15 protein-coding genes and 1 tRNA gene are annotated in these 17,704 nt (G+C 64.3%); 6 read left to right on the forward strand and 10 right to left on the reverse strand.

What is annotated here, in order from left to right:
- The first annotated feature begins 51 nt into the window (after positions 1-51).
- Genes RMET_RS13080 through RMET_RS13090 form a run of 3 tightly spaced genes read left to right on the forward strand, consistent with a single transcriptional unit; the run spans position 52 to position 2,790 of the window.
- Positions 52-843, forward strand: a complete 792-nt coding sequence (locus RMET_RS13080) for an enoyl-CoA hydratase/isomerase family protein (protein WP_011517183.1) — start codon at positions 52-54, stop codon at positions 841-843.
- Positions 844-897: 54 nt separating this feature from the next.
- Entirely contained in the window at positions 898-1,710 is an 813-nt protein-coding gene (locus tag RMET_RS13085; RefSeq protein ID WP_011517184.1) for an SDR family NAD(P)-dependent oxidoreductase, read from the forward strand.
- 51 nt (positions 1,711-1,761) lie between these two features.
- Positions 1,762-2,790, forward strand: coding sequence for an NAD(P)H-dependent flavin oxidoreductase (locus tag RMET_RS13090; protein ID WP_011517185.1), 1,029 nt, complete (start codon positions 1,762-1,764; stop codon positions 2,788-2,790).
- A 102-nt stretch (positions 2,791-2,892) separates the two neighbouring features.
- Here the strand turns inward: RMET_RS13090 and RMET_RS13095 are convergent.
- Both RMET_RS13095 and rpoD read right to left on the reverse strand, forming a co-directional pair.
- Positions 2,893-2,971, reverse strand: a tRNA-Ile gene (locus RMET_RS13095).
- 10 nt (positions 2,972-2,981) lie between these two features.
- Positions 2,982-5,261 carry an RNA polymerase sigma factor RpoD gene (rpoD, locus tag RMET_RS13100; protein WP_029309727.1) on the reverse strand — a complete coding sequence of 760 codons (2,280 nt, stop codon included), beginning with the start codon at positions 5,259-5,261 and terminating at the stop codon, positions 2,982-2,984.
- On the opposite strand from rpoD, the gene RMET_RS33430 reads away from it, so the two are divergent.
- Positions 5,251-5,658 (forward strand): hypothetical protein, encoded by a 408-nt coding sequence (locus RMET_RS33430; RefSeq protein WP_224445210.1) that lies wholly within the window; start codon positions 5,251-5,253, stop codon positions 5,656-5,658. The genes rpoD and RMET_RS33430 overlap by 11 nt on opposite strands.
- Before the next feature lie 82 nt (positions 5,659-5,740).
- Here the strand turns inward: RMET_RS33430 and dnaG are convergent, their stop codons facing one another.
- The 4 genes from dnaG to RMET_RS13125 all read right to left on the reverse strand — a co-directional run bounded on the left by dnaG (position 5,741) and on the right by RMET_RS13125 (position 9,999).
- Complete coding sequence (gene dnaG, locus RMET_RS13110) at positions 5,741-7,582, reverse strand: DNA primase (protein ID WP_011517187.1); 1,842 nt, start codon at positions 7,580-7,582, stop codon at positions 5,741-5,743.
- Positions 7,583-7,809: 227 nt separating this feature from the next.
- Positions 7,810-8,259 carry a GatB/YqeY domain-containing protein gene (locus RMET_RS13115; protein ID WP_011517189.1) on the reverse strand — a complete coding sequence of 150 codons (450 nt, stop codon included), beginning with the start codon at positions 8,257-8,259 and terminating at the stop codon, positions 7,810-7,812.
- A 124-nt stretch (positions 8,260-8,383) separates the two neighbouring features.
- A complete protein-coding gene (gene rpsU / locus RMET_RS13120; protein WP_008649856.1) occupies positions 8,384-8,596 on the reverse strand; it encodes a 30S ribosomal protein S21 in 213 nt (70 codons plus the stop codon).
- Positions 8,597-8,757: 161 nt separating this feature from the next.
- Positions 8,758-9,999, reverse strand: coding sequence for a BaiN/RdsA family NAD(P)/FAD-dependent oxidoreductase (locus tag RMET_RS13125; protein WP_029309728.1), 1,242 nt, complete (start codon positions 9,997-9,999; stop codon positions 8,758-8,760).
- Between the two features lie 149 nt (positions 10,000-10,148).
- On the opposite strand from RMET_RS13125, the gene tsaD reads away from it, so the two are divergent.
- Positions 10,149-11,189: a tRNA (adenosine(37)-N6)-threonylcarbamoyltransferase complex transferase subunit TsaD gene (gene tsaD, locus RMET_RS13130; protein WP_008649849.1), complete on the forward strand. Its 1,041-nt coding sequence runs from the start codon at positions 10,149-10,151 to the stop codon at positions 11,187-11,189.
- A 98-nt stretch (positions 11,190-11,287) separates the two neighbouring features.
- The gene (locus tag RMET_RS13135) at positions 11,288-13,327 is read left to right on the forward strand and encodes an alkaline phosphatase D family protein (RefSeq protein ID WP_011517193.1); all 2,040 of its coding nucleotides are present in this window, start codon (positions 11,288-11,290) and stop codon (positions 13,325-13,327) included.
- Positions 13,328-13,393: 66 nt separating this feature from the next.
- Here the strand turns inward: RMET_RS13135 and folE2 are convergent, their stop codons facing one another.
- The 4 genes from folE2 to RMET_RS13155 all read right to left on the reverse strand — a co-directional run bounded on the left by folE2 (position 13,394) and on the right by RMET_RS13155 (position 17,676).
- Positions 13,394-14,197, reverse strand: coding sequence for a GTP cyclohydrolase FolE2 (gene folE2, locus RMET_RS13140; RefSeq protein WP_008649847.1), 804 nt, complete (start codon positions 14,195-14,197; stop codon positions 13,394-13,396).
- 331 nt (positions 14,198-14,528) lie between these two features.
- Complete coding sequence (dxs, locus tag RMET_RS13145) at positions 14,529-16,442, reverse strand: 1-deoxy-D-xylulose-5-phosphate synthase (protein ID WP_011517195.1); 1,914 nt, start codon at positions 16,440-16,442, stop codon at positions 14,529-14,531.
- 44 nt (positions 16,443-16,486) lie between these two features.
- Complete coding sequence (locus tag RMET_RS13150; RefSeq protein WP_011517196.1) at positions 16,487-17,371, reverse strand: polyprenyl synthetase family protein; 885 nt, start codon at positions 17,369-17,371, stop codon at positions 16,487-16,489.
- Positions 17,368-17,676, reverse strand: a complete 309-nt coding sequence (locus RMET_RS13155; protein ID WP_008649843.1) for an exodeoxyribonuclease VII small subunit — start codon at positions 17,674-17,676, stop codon at positions 17,368-17,370. Before RMET_RS13155 ends, RMET_RS13150 begins: the two co-directional genes overlap by 4 nt.
- Positions 17,677-17,704: the final 28 nt, after the last annotated feature.

Genomic DNA, 17,704 nt, shown 5'->3' on the forward strand with positions numbered 1-17,704 from the left:
AGCACGGCTGGCGCATCCGTCGCGCACATCATTCCAGGCAAGGAGACAAGGATGCAATTCGAAACCCTGTTGTACGAAGTGGTCGACGGCGTGGCCATCATCCGGCTAAACCGCCCGGATCGCATGAACACACTCGGCGGCACCATGAAACCCGATCTCGCCCGCGCGTTCTTCGAGTTGGCCCGTGATGACACCAGCGTTCGCTGTGTAGTGCTGACCGGCACCGGCGATAGAGCATTCTGCGCGGGCGCCGACATCAAGGAACGCGCCGGCGGCACGGCCCACCCCGCCGACTACTACGTCACGCAGCAACGCACGCACGAGCTGTTCCGTGGCATCGAGGAATTCGAGAAACCGGTGATCGCCGCCATCAATGGCGTAGCGCTCGGCGGCGGCCTGGAACTGGCCCTGTGCGCCGACATCCGCCTGGCCGCCAGATCGGCACGATTCGGCCTGCCAGAGATCAAGCTCGGCGTCATTCCCGCGGCGGGCGGCACGCAGCGCCTGCCGCGCGTGGTGGGTCCGGCCATCGCCAAGGAACTGATCTTTACCAGCGAACTGATCAACGCCGACGCCGCGAAAGACATCCGCCTGGTGAACCGTGTGATCGACGACGACAAGCTGATGGATGCGGCACTGACGATGGCCAGGCGCATCGCCGCGCAACCACCGCTGGCCGTGCGCTTCGCCAAGCGGTCGGTCAACCTGGGCATGCAGGGCTCGGTCGACATGGGCCTGCAGTTCGAATGCTACGGCGCGGCCATGGTGATGGACAGCGAGGACAGGAAGGAAGGGATGCGCGCATTCGTCGAGAAGCGCGAGCCCCGGTTCGTCGGGCGCTAGTCCGCACGCGAACGGCATCGAAACACGGAACATCGAAAACTGGAGGAGTACGGAATGGAACTGCATCTGCAAGGCAAGGTGGCATTGGTAACTGGAGGCGGACAAGGCGTAGGCCGACGCATCTGCCTGGAACTCGCCGGCGAAGGCGTCAAGGTGGTGATCAACGACTACTTCCTGGAGCGCGCGCAGGCGGTGCAAAAGGAGATCGAAGCAGCGGGCGGCCAGGCATTGGCCGTGCAGGCAGATATCGGCGACTCGGAACAGGTGGAACGCATGTTCGCGGCGGCGCGTGAACGCTTCGGCGACGTCGATATCCTGGTGAACAACGCCGGCGTGACCGTGGCGCGTCGCACCAAGGGCGGTATGCCCCCAACGTTCATGGAAATGCCGGTGGAAGACTGGAAGGAAGTCGTCGACCTGAACATCTACGGCGTGATGAACTGCTGCCACAGCGCCCTGCCCGGCATGCAACGCAAGGGCGGCGGCAAGATTGTCAACATCATGTCCGAAGCCGGACGCGTCGGCGAGGCACGCCTGGCGGTCTACTCGGGCGCCAAGGCCGCCATGCTGGGCTTCGCGAAGGCGATCGCGCAGGAGCACGGCCGTGACTGCATCAACGTGAACACCATCGCACTGGGCGCGGTGTCGCACGAGGGGATCGCCAACGGCCCGCTGCATCCGTCGTCCACCCCCGAGACCGACGATCGCCTCAAGAAAATGCTCGGCGCCTACCCGATCGCACGCGGGCTCGGCAGGCTGTCACGGCCCGAGGACATCTCGGGCGTGGTGGCTTTCCTGGCATCGGATCGCGCGGCCTTCATCACCGGCCAGAGCCTTGGTGTGAGTGGCGGCTACGTGATGCTCTGAAGCCAACCTCTTTGGCACACACACATCCTGACGCCCGACCGAGGAGAACACATGAGTCCGGCAGCATCCGGCCACGCGGCCGAACGCATCTTCCAGACGCGCCTGGCGGCGCTGCTGGATATCCGTTATCCGATCCTGCTGGGCGGCATGCAACTCCTCGGCACGTCCGATGTGGTGGCAGCGGTGGTCAACGCGGGAGCGATGGGGTTCATCACCGCGCGCTCCTTCCCGACCCTCGAGGCCTTTCGCGCCGACCTGCGCCGTTGCCGCACGCTGACCCGGGGCAGGCCCTTTGGTGTCAACGTCACGCTCTCGGCTCGCGAGGATCGGAACCAGTTGGCCGCTGCATGGATCGACGTGGCGCTGGACGAAGGCGTGCGCGTGTTCGAGAGCGCGGGCATGTCACCCGAGCGACTCGTCGCGCCGATCCATGCTGGCGGTGGCCTGCTGATCCACAAGTGCCCAAGCGTGCGCCACGCGGTCACAGCGCAGCGGCTTGGCGTGGACGCCGTCGCGCTGGTCGGACTCGAGGAAGGGGGACACCCTGGTGCCAACCAGTTGTCGGCCTTCGTCAATGGCGCGTTTGCGCTGGAGCGTGTGGAGATCCCGCTCGTGATCGGCGGCGGCATCGGCAGCGGCCGTCAGATCGCGGCCGCGCTGGCGCTTGGCGCCGATGGCGTGGTGATGGGCAGCCGCTTCATGGTGGCAGCGGAGATCGCCACCCATCGCGCACTAAAGGAACGCATCGTCGCCGCCGACGAGCACTGTTCGATTGCGATCCTACGCAGCCTGAACGATACCTGGCGCGTGCTCGACAACGCTGCCGCGCGCGAGGTGCAACGCCTCGAAGCCGAAGGCGCCCGCTCGCACGCGGCATTCGGCGACCTCATCCTGTCGTCGCGCACCCAGGAACGCGTGTACCTGGGCGGCGATACCGACGCCGGCATCGTCTCGCTCGGCCCGGCCGGCGGGTTCGCCGACGCGATCGAATCGGCGGGAAAGATCGTCGAGAGGTTGGTGGAAGGGGCGTGTGCGGCGTGGGAGGTGATGACAGGGCGGGTGGAACGGGCGTGGGCTTGAGTCCTTGATCGACAGTTTTGGTCGATCTACCGCCAGAAACAGGCCAGAAACAGAAAAGGGGTTACGGCAGAAACCGTAACCCCTTCGCATTTACAACATCAGTGGTGGGCCTCCCGTGAGTCGAACACGGCACCAACGGATTATGAGTCCGCTGCTCTAACCAGGCATGAGCTAGAGGCCCTTGAAAGGCGTTAGTTGCCTTCCAGGAAGCTCTTCAGCTTGTCGGAGCGGCTCGGGTGGCGCAGCTTGCGCAGTGCCTTTGCCTCGATCTGGCGGATACGTTCGCGCGTCACGTCGAACTGCTTGCCGACTTCCTCGAGCGTGTGGTCGGTGCTCATTTCGATGCCGAAACGCATGCGCAGCACCTTGGCTTCGCGCGGCGTCAGGCTGTCGAGCACGTCCTTGACCACGTCGCGCATGGAGCCATCCAGCGCAGCCTCGGCCGGGGCCAGCGTGTTCGTGTCTTCGATGAAGTCGCCCAGATGCGAATCGTCGTCGTCACCGATCGGCGTTTCCATGGAGATCGGTTCCTTGGCGATCTTCATGATCTTGCGGATCTTGTCCTCGGGCATCTCCATCTTCTCAGCCAGCGTTGCCGGATCCGGCTCGTTGCCGGTTTCCTGCAGGATCTGGCGCGAGATCCGGTTCATCTTGTTGATCGTTTCGATCATGTGAACCGGAATACGGATGGTACGAGCCTGGTCGGCGATCGAGCGCGTGATGGCCTGGCGAATCCACCACGTGGCGTACGTGGAGAACTTGTAGCCGCGACGGTATTCGAACTTGTCCACCGCCTTCATCAGGCCGATGTTGCCTTCCTGGATCAGATCCAGGAACTGCAGGCCGCGGTTCGTGTACTTCTTCGCGATCGAGATCACCAGACGCAGGTTGGCCTCGGTCATTTCACGCTTGGCTTCGCGGGCGCGCTTCTCGCCTTCGGACATCTTGCGATTGACGTCCTTCAGTTCCTTCAGCGGCAGCACCACGCGCGACTGCAGGTCGATCAGCTTCTGCTGCAGCTCGTGCACGGCCGGCACGTTACGCTCGACGATCGTGCTGTACGACTTGTTGTCGGCCACGATGGTCTGGATCCAGTCCAGGTTCGTCTCGTTGCCCGGGAAACGGGCCACGAAGTCGGCGCGCGGCATGCCGCACTTGTCGACGACGATATTCAGGATGGCGCGTTCCAGCTTGCGCACTTCGTCCACCTGGCCACGCAGCGTGTCGCACAGACGCTCGACGTTACGCGCGGTGAAGCGAATGCTCATCAGTTCGGCCTGGATAGCTTCCTGGGCCTTCACGTACGGCTTCGACTTGTAGCCTTCCTTTTCGAAGGCACGGCGCATCTTGTCGAACTGCTCGGCGATCACGCGGAATTTTTCCAGCGCGGCAACCTTCAGTTCCTCGAGCTGGCGAGCCGACGCACCGGCGCCACCGCCGCTTTCGTCGTCTTCCTCTTCGCCGTCGTCGCCGTCTTCGTCCGAATCCTCGTCCTCGTCATCGGCGGCTACCGCCTGGGCCGGGGAGTTGTCCTGGACTTCCTCTGCGTTCGGGTCGATCAGGCCATCGACGAACTCGTCGATCTTGATCTCTTCGTTCGCCACGCGCTCGGCGCTGGCCAGGATTTCGGAGATCGTGACCGGGCAGGCCGAGATCGCCATCACCATGTCCTTCAGGCCCGCTTCGATGCGCTTGGCGATTTCGATTTCGCCTTCGCGCGTCAGCAGTTCCACGGTACCCATTTCACGCATGTACATGCGGACCGGGTCGGTGGTGCGGCCGAATTCGGAGTCCACGGTCGACAGGGCGGCTTCGGCTTCTTCCTCGGCCTCTTCCTCGCTCGTGGCGGACGGTGCGTTGTCGTTGAGCAGCAGCGTCTCGGCATCCGGCGCCTGTTCGTAGACGGCGATACCGATGTCGTTCAGCGTGGCGACCAGCGTGTCGATCGTTTCCGAATCGACCATGTCGTCCGGCAGGTGATCGTTGATTTCCGCATAAGTCAGGTAGCCACGCGATTTGCCGAGCTTGATCAGCGCCTTGAGCTTCTGGCGACGGATCTCGAGCTCTTCCTCGCTACCAGCCTGATTCGACGAGGCAAATTCCTTGAGCAGCGCCTTTTCCTTGGCCTTGCGGTCCTTGGCTTTCTGCTTTTCGGTCTTGGGCGCAGCGGCAGGGGTAGCCGGCGCGTCGTTGTCGTAAAACTCTTCAGTCACGTCTTCGATGGTGCTGTCGTCTTGCTGCATCTCGGCCTTGGGCTTGCGGCCACGCTTCTTCGGCTCCGGCTTGACGGCCGGAGCGGCGGGACGCTCGGATGCAACGGGTGCGGGAGTCGCGGCACGGGCCTTGGGCGTCGCGGTAGCGGTGGTGCCTGCCTTGGCGCCTCCACTCCGTGTGCCGGCCGTCGTTGCCGCACGCTTGCTCTCGACTTCGGTATTCTGCTGTTTCGCCACGGTGATACTCTTGCCTTTCACTGGTGCAGCGGCGCTCTTGCCGCTTGTATTGGCGCTCTTGCCGCTCTCGCGTGCCGAAGTCGAGGGCTTTGTATTTTCGGATGTGCGATTCCTGGCGGAAGTGGATCCGGCGGGCGCAGTTGCGCTCCGCGCGGATTTTGCTGGCGCAGACCGGGCTGATGTCGTCCTGACTGACGCGGTCGATGTCTTCGCCGCCGTTGTTTTCACGGACGCCTTGCCGCTCCCTGATTGGGGAGCTTTGGAGGGCGCCTTCACGGCTACCCCTTCGGTTGCTTTGGCCTTTGCCATTGGCACGCTCACTTTCGCCAGTAATGGGAAGAAAGATTTCGCAATCCAAACCGGGCATTGTAGCACGTCACCAACCCCCGGCTTCCTGTCAGGTTGTGTTTTCACCTGAAAAATCAAGGCTTAAGCAGTTTGGCCGCCAATTTTTCCATCGGTTCTGGCCACGTGCTCAACTGCTCACGCCGAAAATCGGTTCAACTATCCTCCATGGCGGCGGGCCGCCAGCCCATTTGCCTGCGCCGCTGCACTTCGCGCGATAGCCAGAGATATCGCGCCTTGGTCTCTTCGTCAGCCGTGCCCGCGCTCACCATGGCCTCGAGCGCCTTCTGCTCGCGCTCCAGCGGCTCGGCCAGCAACTTGTGGACGGCGCCGTCGAACTCATGCGTCGCCGGCTCCTCTTCGATTTCCTCGCGCAGTACCGCCGTGCGTGCGCTCGCGTAGACATCGGCGTAGGGCGTCTGCGCCAACTGCTCGCTGAAGGCCGCAAAGTTCACCTCACCCTGAATGCCATCGCAAGCGGACACCAAGTAGCCCAGCGCCTCGGATCCGGAGTGCTGGGGGTCCAGCAGCAATGCGCGCGCGTCCCCGTCGAGCCGGGCCGCCAGCGACGGGTAGCACATCAGCAACTGGATCACGCGCTGCTCGAGCCCGGTCGGCGCCTGACGCCGCGCGCGCGGGCGCGGCTGGGCGAAACGACCAACCCGCGAGGAATCGCTGCCCAGGCCGCAAATCGCCTCGATCTCGGCCGGCGTGGTGCTTGTGGTATCGGCAAGTTCGCGCACGATCTGCAGTCGCAAGCCACCGGCGGGCATCGCCTGAAGCAGCGGCTTGGCCTCGTACTGCGCGCGGGCACGGCCCTCGGGCTGGCGCAGATCCTGATCTTCCGTGACGATTTGCAGCAAGAAGCGCGACAAAGGCATCGCGTTCTGAACCTGGCGCGCGAACGCGTCAGTTCCCTCCTCGCGGACATAGCTATCCGGGTCGTGTTCGGCCGGCAGAAAAAGGAAGCGGATCGTCTTGTTATCCGCCACGTGCGGCAGGCAGGCTTCCAACGCGCGGCGCGCGGCACGGCGGCCAGCGGCGTCACCGTCGAACGAGAAGACCACGGCGTCGGTCTGGCGCATCAGCTTCTGCACATGAACTGGCGTGCAGGCCGTGCCGAGTGTGGCGACGGCATTGGCAAACCCGAGCTGGGCCAGCGCGACCACATCCATGTAGCCTTCTACCACCAGCACGTAGCCATTTTCGCGGATTGCGTGACGCGCCTCGAACAGACCGTAGAGCTCCGTTCCCTTGCTGAAGAGCGGCGTTTCCGGTGAATTCAGGTACTTTGGCTCGCCCTGCCCCATCACGCGGCCGCCAAACCCGATCACATTGCCCTTCGTATTGCGAATCGGGAACATGATGCGATCGCGGAAGCGGTCGTACCGACGCGGCTTGCCATCGGCGTCGCGCTTCTCCTGGGACTCGATCAGCAGCCCGGCCTCCACCAGCGGACCGGCGATGGCGTCATCGCGATAGCTTCCGAACACGGTCTCCAGCCCTTGCCAGTCGTCCGGCGCGTAGCCAAGACCGAAGTGAGCGGCAATCTCGCCGGTCAGGCCACGGCCCTTGAGGTACTGGATGGCCTGCGGGGCACCGCGCAACTGCTTCTTGTAGAAGTCGGTGGCACGCGTCATGGCATCGGTCAGCGCCAACGACCTGGCCTGCTGCTCTGCCCGCTGGGCGGGTGGCAGACTATTGCGCTCCTCCGGCACGGACAGGCCGACCGACTGGGCCAGCTCACGCACCGCGTCGGGGTAGGACTGCCCCGAGTACTCCATCAGGAACCCGATGGCGGATCCATGTGCGCCGCAGCCGAAGCAGTGATAGAACTGCTTGGTCGGCGATACGGTAAAGGACGGGGACTTCTCGTTATGGAACGGGCACAGGCCCATGAAGTTGGCGCCGCCCTTCTTCAACTGCACGTACTTGCCCACCACATCGACAATGTCGACGCGGTTGAGCAGGTCCTGAATAAAGGATTGCGGAATCACCCGACTGACCGTCCTGATGGCACGGACTGCCGGGCAAAACGCCGGCGGCCGTTTCGAAGTTTTCTGGAATACGTGACCGGGGCGTCGCCCGGCGGCTATCGAATCATTGTAGTGCAGATGCAACGCGCCACTTGGGATTGCTAACATCTACGCGCAATTTTCATCAACGCGCAGACAACATCACGCATTACATCCGCTGATGGCAATGATTCTGACCGATGAGAGGCTTACTTCGGCGCAAGCGCGGCCTTCACGAGCGCGGAAACTGCGGTCATGTCGGCACGGCCAGCCAGGCGGGCCTTCACCAGGCCCATGACCTTGCCCATATCCTGCGGACCGGCTGCGCCGCTTTCGGTCACGGCCTTCTGAACCTCGGCAGCCACTTCCGCGTCGGAGAGCTGTGCCGGCATATAGGCTACCAGCACGTCAAGTTCGGCCTTCTCCTTCGCAACCAGATCATCGCGACCGGCCTGCTCGAACTGGGAGATAGAGTCCTTGCGCTGCTTGATCATCTTGTCGATCACGGCGGTGATGCCAGCGTCGTCCAGTTCGATGCGTTCGTCCACCTCGCGCTGCTTGATGGCCGCCAGCAGCAGGCGGACGGTGCCGAGACGCTCGGCTTCACGGGCACGCATGGCGGCCTTCATGTCATCGTTGATGCGGGCTTTGAGGGACATGGCAATCTTCCGAAAAGTTGGATTACGCGCCAGCGACGGACGCGGGCGGGGCAAACCCGACCATAACGCAAAAACCCGCCGGAGCCATGCTCACAGCGGGTTTCGTGCTGACGCTAAGACGCGGTCAGTATAGCTTCTTCGGCAGCATCTGGCTGCGCAGGCGCTTGTAATTGCGCTTGACGGCAGCGTCGCGCTTGCGTTTGCGTTCGGCGGTGGGCTTCTCGTAAAACTCCCGCGCCCGCAGTTCGGGGAGCAGGCCATTCTTCTCGATGGTGCGCTTGAAGCGACGCAGCGCGACTTCAAACGGTTCATTTTCCTTAAGGCGAATCGTCGTCATATGGCGGCCGAAATGCAATGAGAAAACCGGGTGGGATTGCGCCGGCACCCCGCCGGCGGCTTTACGAGAGCGACGATTCTAGCGCAAGGTCTGCCAAGCTGCACGTAAGGGCCGGCACCCGGGCCAACACGAGGGCCGACACGAGGGCCGACACGTGCCGCCTACGTAACAGCGCCTGCGCCACGAGCCGCCTCGGCCACGGCCTCCCCGGCCGCCACCGCCGATGCCCAGGCCCACTGGAAGTTGTAGCCGCCGAGCCATCCGGTCACGTCCACGACCTCGCCAATGAAATAAAGTCCGTCGACTTCGCGCGCCATCATCGTGGTCGACGACAGTCCGCGCGTATCGACACCACCCAGTGTCACTTCGGCCTTCTTGTAGCCCTCGGTGCCGGACGGCACCAGCCGCCAGCGATTAAGCGATTCGCCGAGCTGGCGCAGTGCCTTATCCGGCATATCGGCCACGGATTGCGTGCCTTGCAGCCCCACCGCCGCGCACCATGCGTCTGCCAGCCGCGACGGCAGACGCTCGCCCAGGAGATTGTTCAGATGCTTGCGGCTGCTCTTCTTGTGCCCGATCAACCACGCGGCGGCGTCCTCGCCATCGAACAGGTCAATCTCGATCGGCGTGCCGGGGCGCCAGTAGCTGGAGATCTGCAGGACCGCCGGTCCGGACAAGCCCCGATGCGTCCACAGCAGGTCTTCCTTGAACGCGCCTGCGGTCTTGCCGCTGCCGGTGGATATATCGACTTCCATCGACACCCCCGCCAACGGCACGAACGGCTGCCACGCCTGGCCATCGAACGTCAGCGGTACCAGGGCCGGTCGCGTGTCGATGATTTTCAGGCCGAACTGACGGGCGATGGCATAGCCGAAGTCCGTTGCGCCGATCTTCGGGATCGACAGCCCACCGGTAGCCACCACCAGCGCGCCGACTCGCACCGTGCCCTGGGATGTCAGCAACAGATAGTCGGCACCCTCGCGGCGGACCTCATGGATGCTGCAGCCGGTCTGCCAGCGCACGCCGCCAGCCTCGCACTCGGCGCGCAGCAGGTTGATCACGTCCTCGGCGCTGTCATTGCAGAACAGTTGGCCGCGATGCTTCTCGTGCCAACCGATGTCGTAGCGGCGCATCAGCGCCAGGAAATCTTGCGGCGTGTAGCGCGCCAGCGCCGAGCGGCAGAAATGGGGGTTGGACGACAAATAGTTGGCCGGGCTGGCCTGGAGATTCGTGAAATTGCACCGCCCGCCGCCGGAAATACGGATCTTCTCCGCCAGCTTCGTGGCGTGGTCGATCAACACCACGCGCGCGCCGCGCTGCCCGGCCACGGCGGCACACATCATGCCGGCCGCTCCCGCGCCCAGCACCGCCACATCGAACCGGTCTTGTCTGCCCTGAGTCATGCCACCCCTTCAACGAAGCCCGGATTGTATCGAAATGCGGGCCCGCGAGCGCGCCAGGCCCCGGTGTGCTACCCTGCTGGCCTTCAGATTTTGCCGGCACGATCGCTGCAGATGACTGCACGGGCGCTGCCAGCCGCACCAGAAACGCCATGCTTGTCCTCGGTATCGAATCCTCCTGTGACGAAACCGGGCTGGCCCTCTACGACACCGAGGCCGGCCTGCTCGCGCACGCGCTGCACTCGCAGATCGCCATGCATCGCGAATACGGCGGCGTGGTGCCCGAACTCGCATCACGCGACCATATCCGGCGCGTGCTGCCGCTATTGCAGCAGGTACTGGACGATGCAGGCCGCACGCGCGCGGACATCGACGCCATCGCTTACACGCAGGGCCCCGGACTTGCCGGCGCGCTGCTGGTGGGCGCATCGGTGGCCAATGCGCTGGGCTTCGCGCTCGGTGTGCCGATGATCGGCGTGCACCATCTGGAAGGCCATCTGCTCTCGCCACTGCTGACGAGTGCCCCGCCGCCGTTCCCGTTCGTGGCGCTGCTGGTGTCTGGTGGGCACACCCAGCTCATGGAAGTAAAGGGCATCGGCGACTACAAGCTACTCGGCGAAACGCTCGACGACGCCGCCGGCGAAGCATTCGACAAGACCGCCAAGCTGCTGGGCCTCGGGTATCCGGGCGGCCCGGAAGTGTCGCGGCTGGCCGAATTCGGCAACCCCGGCGCCTTCGAACTGCCCCGGCCGATGCTGCATTCTGGCAATCTCGATTTCTCGTTCGCTGGCCTCAAGACCGCCGTGCTGACGCAGACACGCAAGCTCAGCAATGCCTGCGAGCAGGACCGCGCCAATCTGGCGCGCGCGTTCGTCGATGCGATCGTCGACGTACTGGCCGCCAAGTCGTTCGCCGCGCTCAAGCAGACCGGCGACAAGCGTCTCGTGGTTGCGGGCGGCGTGGGCGCGAATCGGCAACTGCGCGAACGGCTCAATGAGATGGGCAAGCGCCGCAAGGTCGAGGTGTTCTACCCCGATCTGGCGTTCTGCACCGACAATGGCGCGATGATCGCGTTCGCCGGCGCGATGCGCCTGAAGGCCGCGCCAGAGCTTGCCCGGCACGGCTACGACTATGGCGTGACGCCACGGTGGGATCTGGCCGATATCCGCCTGCCCGAGGCCCGGACTTCGTAGAAAAGCGCTAATCGAGCTGACATCCAGACACATGGCGGTCACGGGACCACCGAACAATTTGCGATTCCTGCATCACATAACAAGGAAGGGAACGCAAAGTGGATCGCCGCAAATTTCTGCAATGGGGAAGTTTCGTCACCGTGACGGTGGCCACCACCGGCCTGGCCGGCTGCGGTGGTGACGACAACGCCTCGCCCGCCACCCCCTCGACCAATCCGCCCACGACGCCGCCCGCCAGCGAGCCGGGCAACACGTTCACGTTCCAGCAAGGCGTGGCATCCGGCGACCCGAAACCCGATAGCGTCGTGCTCTGGACGCGCGTGGACGGCAACAACGGCAGCAAGCCCGTCAACGTGCAACTGCAGGTGTCGACACAGGCGGACTTCAGCACGCTGATCGTCAACAGCACACTGGCTGCCTCGCCTGACTGGGACTACACGCTGCGCAACAAGGTGACGGGCCTGTCCGCCGGCACCACGTACTACTACCGTTTCCAGGTTGGCAATCAGACCAGTCCCGTGGGCCGCACCAAGACCGCGCCCGCCGCCGGCACGCCACTGTCGCAACTGAAGTTCGCCTTCATCACCTGCCAGGACTGGAGCGTGAATCACTGGGCCGGCATGGAGGAGCTTGTCAACGAAGACCTCGATTTCGTGGTCCACATGGGCGACTACATCTACGAGACCGTCGGCGCGGCGTTCCAGACCGGCAAGGTGGAAACGCGCCACGCACAATTGACGCTGCCCAATGGCACGCTGCGCGACGATGGCGCCCACTACGCGACCACGATCGACGACTATCGCTACCTCTACAAGTCATATCGCAGCGATCCGCGTCTGCAGGCGCTGCACGCGCGCTTTCCCGTGATCGCAATCTGGGACGACCACGAATTCTCCGACGACTGTTGGCAGGACCATCAGACCTATACCGCCGCTGACGATGCCACGCCGCGCACCGCGCGCCGGCGCGCGGCGAACCAGGCGTGGTTCGAGTTCATGCCAGCCGACGTCAGCTTCGACCAGGCGGATACGTCGTTCCACAACATCCAGATCTACCGTTCGTTCACGTTCGGCAACCTGGCCACGCTGGTGATGACGGACGAGCGGCTCTATCGCGCCGATCATGTGATTCCGGAACAGGCGGCGGGCAGCGAAATCGGCAGCCGCTACTTCGTGCCGAAGACCACGCTGGCCGCGCTGGAGGGCAGCAAGCTGGCCGCCGCTGGTGGCGCGCTGACGCCGGTGTCGATACTTGGCGACACCCAACGCGGCTGGTGGCAACAGCAGATAGGCAATGCCACGACCACGTGGAAGCTGTGGGGCAACGAGGTCTCGTTGCTACGCATGCAGATTGACGGGGCGCTGGCGGTCGGATCGTTGCTGGCCGACGCCGTGATCGCGCAAATTCCCGCGCTGGGATCGCAGAAGCGGCCCCTGACCGGCGCCATTGCGCAGGATCTGAAGGACGCAAAGGCCGCCAACAGCTACCAGGCACCGGCCTTTACCCAGTTGCGCGGCCTGCTGGCGGGACTGACCGTGCCCGCGCTCCAGATCAACGCCATCGTGGCCGCGCTGACCAGTGGTCTGCCGCCTGCGATGCTGATCGACCAGTTCATTCTCAACGCCGACCAGTGGGATGGCTACAACGCCGAGCGCAAGGCCATGATGGCCTTCCTGAAGATGCAGCGCATCAGCAATGTGGTGGCGCTGACCGGCGACATCCACGCGTTCTTCGCGGGCCCGGTCATGGACGACTACGACGCCGCGACGCCAGTCCCGGTCATGGTGGATCTGGTCACGGCGGGTCTGTCGAGCAACTCGTTCCAGAGCTACTTCAAGAGCGTGGTAGACAGCGACGCAGCATTCGCGGACGCAAAACCGCTGGTCTACACGACCGATGGCAACGGGGCGATGGTGAACACGTTCAACACGACGCTGACGTCGTTTAATCCGTGGCTGACGTATGTGAACTCCGACGCGCAGGGTTACGCGGTGGTGACGCTGGCGGCTTCGAAGCTGAGTTGCAGCTTTCACAAGCTCAAGCCAATCGCGGACGGCGTGGCCCCGGCGATGCCGGCGACAGCCAGTGTGCAGGTGGTGGAGGTTGCGGCGGGAACGCCTGCGGTGACGCTGGCCTGATACCAGTTTGATGCGGCAATGCGCCCCTCTCCCACACGTGGGCGAGGGGCGAAAAACTAGCGACTGTTACTGATGCCGCTTGTCGTGCTCGATCACAGCATAGGCGCTGTGATTGTGGATCGATTCGAAATTCTCGGCTTCCAGCGTGTATGCGACGATACGATCGTCGGCGTTCAGCCGCATCGCGATATCGCGCACCAGGTCTTCCACGAACTTCGGATTCTCGTAGGCACGCTCGGTCACGAACTTCTCGTCGGGGCGCTTGAGCAGGCCCCACAGTTCGCACGATGCCTCTTCCTCGGCCATGCGCACCAGCGCCTCGACATCGAGGTCACCGGCAAGCTCCACGCGCATCGTGATATGCGAGCGCTGGTTGTGCGCGCCGTACTGCGAGATCTTCTTCGAGCACGGGCACAGGCTCGTCACCGGCACCAGAGCGGTCATGAACATGCGTGTCTGGCCGTCACGCGCCTCGGCCACGAGCGTGACTTCGTAGTCCAGCAACGACTGCACGCCCGACACCGGCGCGGTCTTCGTGATGAAGTACGGGAACGACACTTCGATACGGCCCGCATCGGCTTCCAGGCGAACCAGCATGTCGTCGACCAGCGCGCGGAAAGCGGCCAGGTCCAGTGGCGCGCGGTTTTCCTCGAGCAGCGCCACGAAGCGCGACATGTGCGTGCCCTTCTGGTCGGCCGGCAGGCGCACGTCCATATTGAACGTACCGACCGTGCCCACTGCGCCGGCAGGCGTCTTCAGCGTCAGCGGATATCGCACACCCTTCACGCCGACGCGCTGGATCACGATCTGGCGGGTATCGACGCTCGACTGTACGTCGGGCATGACGAAGGCGGGATTGATGTCATTCATCTACGGTTTCCTCCAGGAGGCCGACAAAGGGGGCGCGGCCGTCCTTACGGTCGCGGCGATTTCGCAGAACATCTCTACGCCGCGCAACGAGTGTGAAACGACGGGTCCAGGCTGGATGGGGGCGCCGGCCCGCAGCTGCGAACACAAAAACGGAAAGGCGATTTTACGGGATATTGGCCAGTCATGTTTCTGCCCGCCGTGAATCCGCATATTTCATGCGGATAATGCCGCCGCGCTGCAGAAAAATGCCATTCCCGCGCGCCCAAAAACAAACCGGCGCGGGGTTGCCGCGCCGGTTTTCAGTACCGCGTATGACCTGTGTCGAATGGCGTCAGGCCACGCTCGCCACCTTGACCGGTTGCGCCGTCAGGCTGAAGCGCTCGCGCACCGAACGCTCGATGCCGGCCGCATCGAGGCCGCACAGCGACAGCAGATGCGCCGGATCGCCATGGTCGATGAACTTGTCGGGCAGGCCCAGCACCAACGTCGGCAGTTCGATACCCGCCTCGGCCAGCGCCTCGAGCACGGCGCTACCGGCACCGCCCATCGTGGCGCCCTCTTCCACCGTGACCAGGAAGTCGTGATTGGCGGCCAGTTGTTTGACCAGCTCCACATCGAGCGGCTTCACGAAACGCATGTTGGCCACCGTGGCATCGAGTTGCTCAGCCGCGGTCAGGGCCGGATGCACCATCGAACCGAACGCCATGATCGCCACACGCTGACCTGCGCGGGCATGGCCTTCGCGGCGGATCTCGCCCTTGCCCACCGGCAGCGCGGTCAGTTCGGGCTGCGTGGCCACGCCGACGCCGGCGCCGCGCGGATAGCGCACGGCGGTCGGGCAGTCCTGCTGGAACGCGGTCGTCAGCAACTGACGGCACTCGTTCTCGTCTGCCGGCACCATCACCATCATGTTCGGGATGCAGCGCAGGAACGGGATGTCGTACACACCGGCGTGCGTGGCACCATCGGCGCCCACCAGACCAGCGCGGTCCAGCGCGAACACCACTGGCAGGTTCTGCAGCGCCACGTCGTGAATAAGCTGGTCGTAACCACGTTGCAGGAACGTCGAGTAGATCGCCACAACCGGCTTCAGGCCCTCACAGGCCAGGCCGCCGGCGAAGGTCACCGCGTGCTGCTCTGCGATACCGACGTCGTAGTAGCGGTCCGGGAAGCGCTTTTCGAACTCGACCATGCCCGAGCCTTCGCGCATGGCCGGCGTCACGCCGATCAGACGCTTGTCGGCGGCGGCCATGTCGCACAGCCACTCGCCAAACACCTGCGTGTAGGTCTTGCGCGACGGCTTGGCCGACGGACGGATACCCTCGGCCGGATTGAACTTGCCCGGGCCGTGGTAGAGGATCGGATCGGCCTCGGCCAGCTTGTAGCCCTGGCCCTTCTTGGTCACCACGTGCAGGAACTGCGGGCCGTGGCCTTCCAGCGCGCGCTGGCGGATGTTCTGCAGCGTCGGGACCAGCGACTCGAGGTCGTGGCCGTCGATCGGGCCGACGTAGTCGAAACCGAATTCTTCGAACAGCGTGGCCGGCACGACCATGCCCTTGGCATGTTCTTCCAGGCGCTTGGCGAATTCGAGCACCGGCGGCGCCACCGACAGCACCTTCTCGATGCCCTTCTTGGTGGCCGCGTAGAACTGGCCCGACATCAGGCGCGCCAGGTGCTTGTTCAACATGCCCACCGGCGGGGAGATCGACATGTCGTTGTCGTTCAGCACCACCAGCATCGGCAGGTCCTTGTAGACGCCCGCATTGTTCATGGCTTCGAAAGCCATGCCGGCGGTCATCGCGCCATCGCCGATCACGGCAATACCCACGCGCTTCTCGCCCCGGGTACGGGCACCGAGCGCCATGCCCAGCGCCGCGGAAATCGACGTCGACGAATGCGCAGTACCGAAAGTGTCGTACTCGCTCTCGGCACGGCGCGGGAAGCCGGAGATGCCACCGTACTGGCGCAGCGTCGACATGCGGTCGCGGCGGCCAGTCAGGATCTTGTGGGGATAGCTCTGGTGACCCACGTCCCAGACCACGCGATCGTTCGGTGTGTCGAAGACATAGTGCAGCGCGATCGTCAGCTCCACCGTGCCGAGGTTGGACGACAGGTGCCCGCCGGTTTGCGAGACCGATTCGAGCACGTAGGCGCGGAGTTCCTCGGCCAGCGTGTCGAGCTGGCGACGGTCCAGCTTGCGCAGGTCCGCGGGGTCGTCGATTTTATTGAGCAGCGTGTAGGTCATGGTGTCCGTTCGGCCGCCGGATTCTGTGCGTCCGGCTTTTCAGTTCAGTTTGAGCGCAGCACGATCAGGTCGGCCAGTTCGGCGAGCCGGCCAGCGCGTGTGCCGAATCCCTCCAGCGCCTCGTGGGCGTCGGTGCGAAGCTGGGCAGCCAGCTCGCGTGCGGCATCCAGGCCAAGCAGCGATACGTAGGTCGGCTTGTCGTTCGCGGCATCCTTGCCCGCCGTCTTGCCAAGCGTTGCCGTGTCGGCAGTGACGTCGAGAATATCGTCCACGACCTGGAACGCCAATCCCACGGCCGCGGCATATCGATCAAGCGCCACAAGGCCGGCCTGGTCGATGTTTCCGCACAACGCACCCATGCGCACGCTGGCGCGCAACAGGGCGCCGGTCTTCATGCGGTGCATGCCTTCGAGCGCCTCGCGGGTCATGGCCTTGCCAACGTTCTGGAGGTCGATGGCTTGTCCACCGCACATGCCTATCGAGCCCGATGCCACGGCCAGTTCCGCCACCACTTTCAGGCGCGCTTCCGCAGCCAGAGCCGGGGTCTGGGCCAGCACGATAAACGCCTGGCTCTGCAGCGCGTCACCGACCAGCAGGGCCGTGGCCTCGTCATAGGCCTTGTGGACCGTGGGGCGTCCGCGGCGCAGATCGTCGTCGTCCATGCAGGGCATGTCGTCGTGGACCAGCGAATAGGCGTGAATCATCTCGACGGCGCATGCTGCGGCGTCGCAGGCCTCGGGTGTCGCACCGACCACCTCGCCCGCAGCGTGCACTAACAGGGGGCGCACACGCTTGCCACCGCCGAGCACAGCATAGCGCATCGCCTCATGGAGGGTGTATGGAATTGTGTCCGTGGAAGGTAGGGCCGCTTCCAAAGCGGCTTCGGTGCGGGCGCCCTGCGCCCGCATCCAAGTGGCGAAATCGCTCATTCGAAATCTGCGCTGTTGCTGTCTGCGTTGTTCTGGGTGCGCGACTCGCCGGCTAGCGGCTTCAGTGCGTCACCTTCGAGTACCTTGACCTGCTGCGCCACGCGCTCCAGGCTCTGCTGGCAAAAGCGCACCAGCTCGGCACCACGGCGGTAGGCGGCAAGCGATGCCTCGAGCGGCAGATCGCCGCTTTCCATGCTCGCCACCAGCGTTTCCAGCTCGGCCATCGCGGCCTCATAGGAAGCCGGCGGCACGCTGGCGGCCGGCGTATCTTCAGGCTGGACCGGGGCGGTCGTGGTTCTTGGCATGTCAGGCCTTCATCAGGGGAATCCGGGA

Origin of the sequence: Cupriavidus metallidurans CH34 (assembly GCF_000196015.1) — a bacterium.
Classification (GTDB): domain Bacteria; phylum Pseudomonadota; class Gammaproteobacteria; order Burkholderiales; family Burkholderiaceae; genus Cupriavidus; species Cupriavidus metallidurans.

Bases quoted from the DNA above. Each gene is read 5' to 3' on its own strand.
- rpsU (WP_008649856.1), bottom strand. From the start codon at position 8,596: ATGACGACGATTCGCCTTAAGGAAAATGAACCGTTTGAAGTCGCGCTG.
- RMET_RS13125 (WP_029309728.1), bottom strand. From the start codon at position 9,999: ATGACTCAGGGCAGACAAGACCGGTTCGATGTGGCGGTGCTGGGCGCG.
- dxs (WP_011517195.1), bottom strand. From the start codon at position 16,442: ATGACCTACACGCTGCTCAATAAAATCGACGACCCCGCGGACCTGCGC.
- RMET_RS13150 (WP_011517196.1), bottom strand. From the start codon at position 17,371: ATGAGCGATTTCGCCACTTGGATGCGGGCGCAGGGCGCCCGCACCGAA.
- RMET_RS13115 (WP_011517189.1), bottom strand. From the start codon at position 8,259: ATGTCCCTCAAAGCCCGCATCAACGATGACATGAAGGCCGCCATGCGT.
- RMET_RS13155 (WP_008649843.1), bottom strand. From the start codon at position 17,676: ATGCCAAGAACCACGACCGCCCCGGTCCAGCCTGAAGATACGCCGGCC.
- RMET_RS13080 (WP_011517183.1), top strand. From the start codon at position 52: ATGCAATTCGAAACCCTGTTGTACGAAGTGGTCGACGGCGTGGCCATC.
- RMET_RS13085 (WP_011517184.1), top strand. From the start codon at position 898: ATGGAACTGCATCTGCAAGGCAAGGTGGCATTGGTAACTGGAGGCGGA.
- RMET_RS13090 (WP_011517185.1), top strand. From the start codon at position 1,762: ATGAGTCCGGCAGCATCCGGCCACGCGGCCGAACGCATCTTCCAGACG.
- folE2 (WP_008649847.1), bottom strand. From the start codon at position 14,197: ATGAATGACATCAATCCCGCCTTCGTCATGCCCGACGTACAGTCGAGC.
- tsaD (WP_008649849.1), top strand. From the start codon at position 10,149: ATGCTTGTCCTCGGTATCGAATCCTCCTGTGACGAAACCGGGCTGGCC.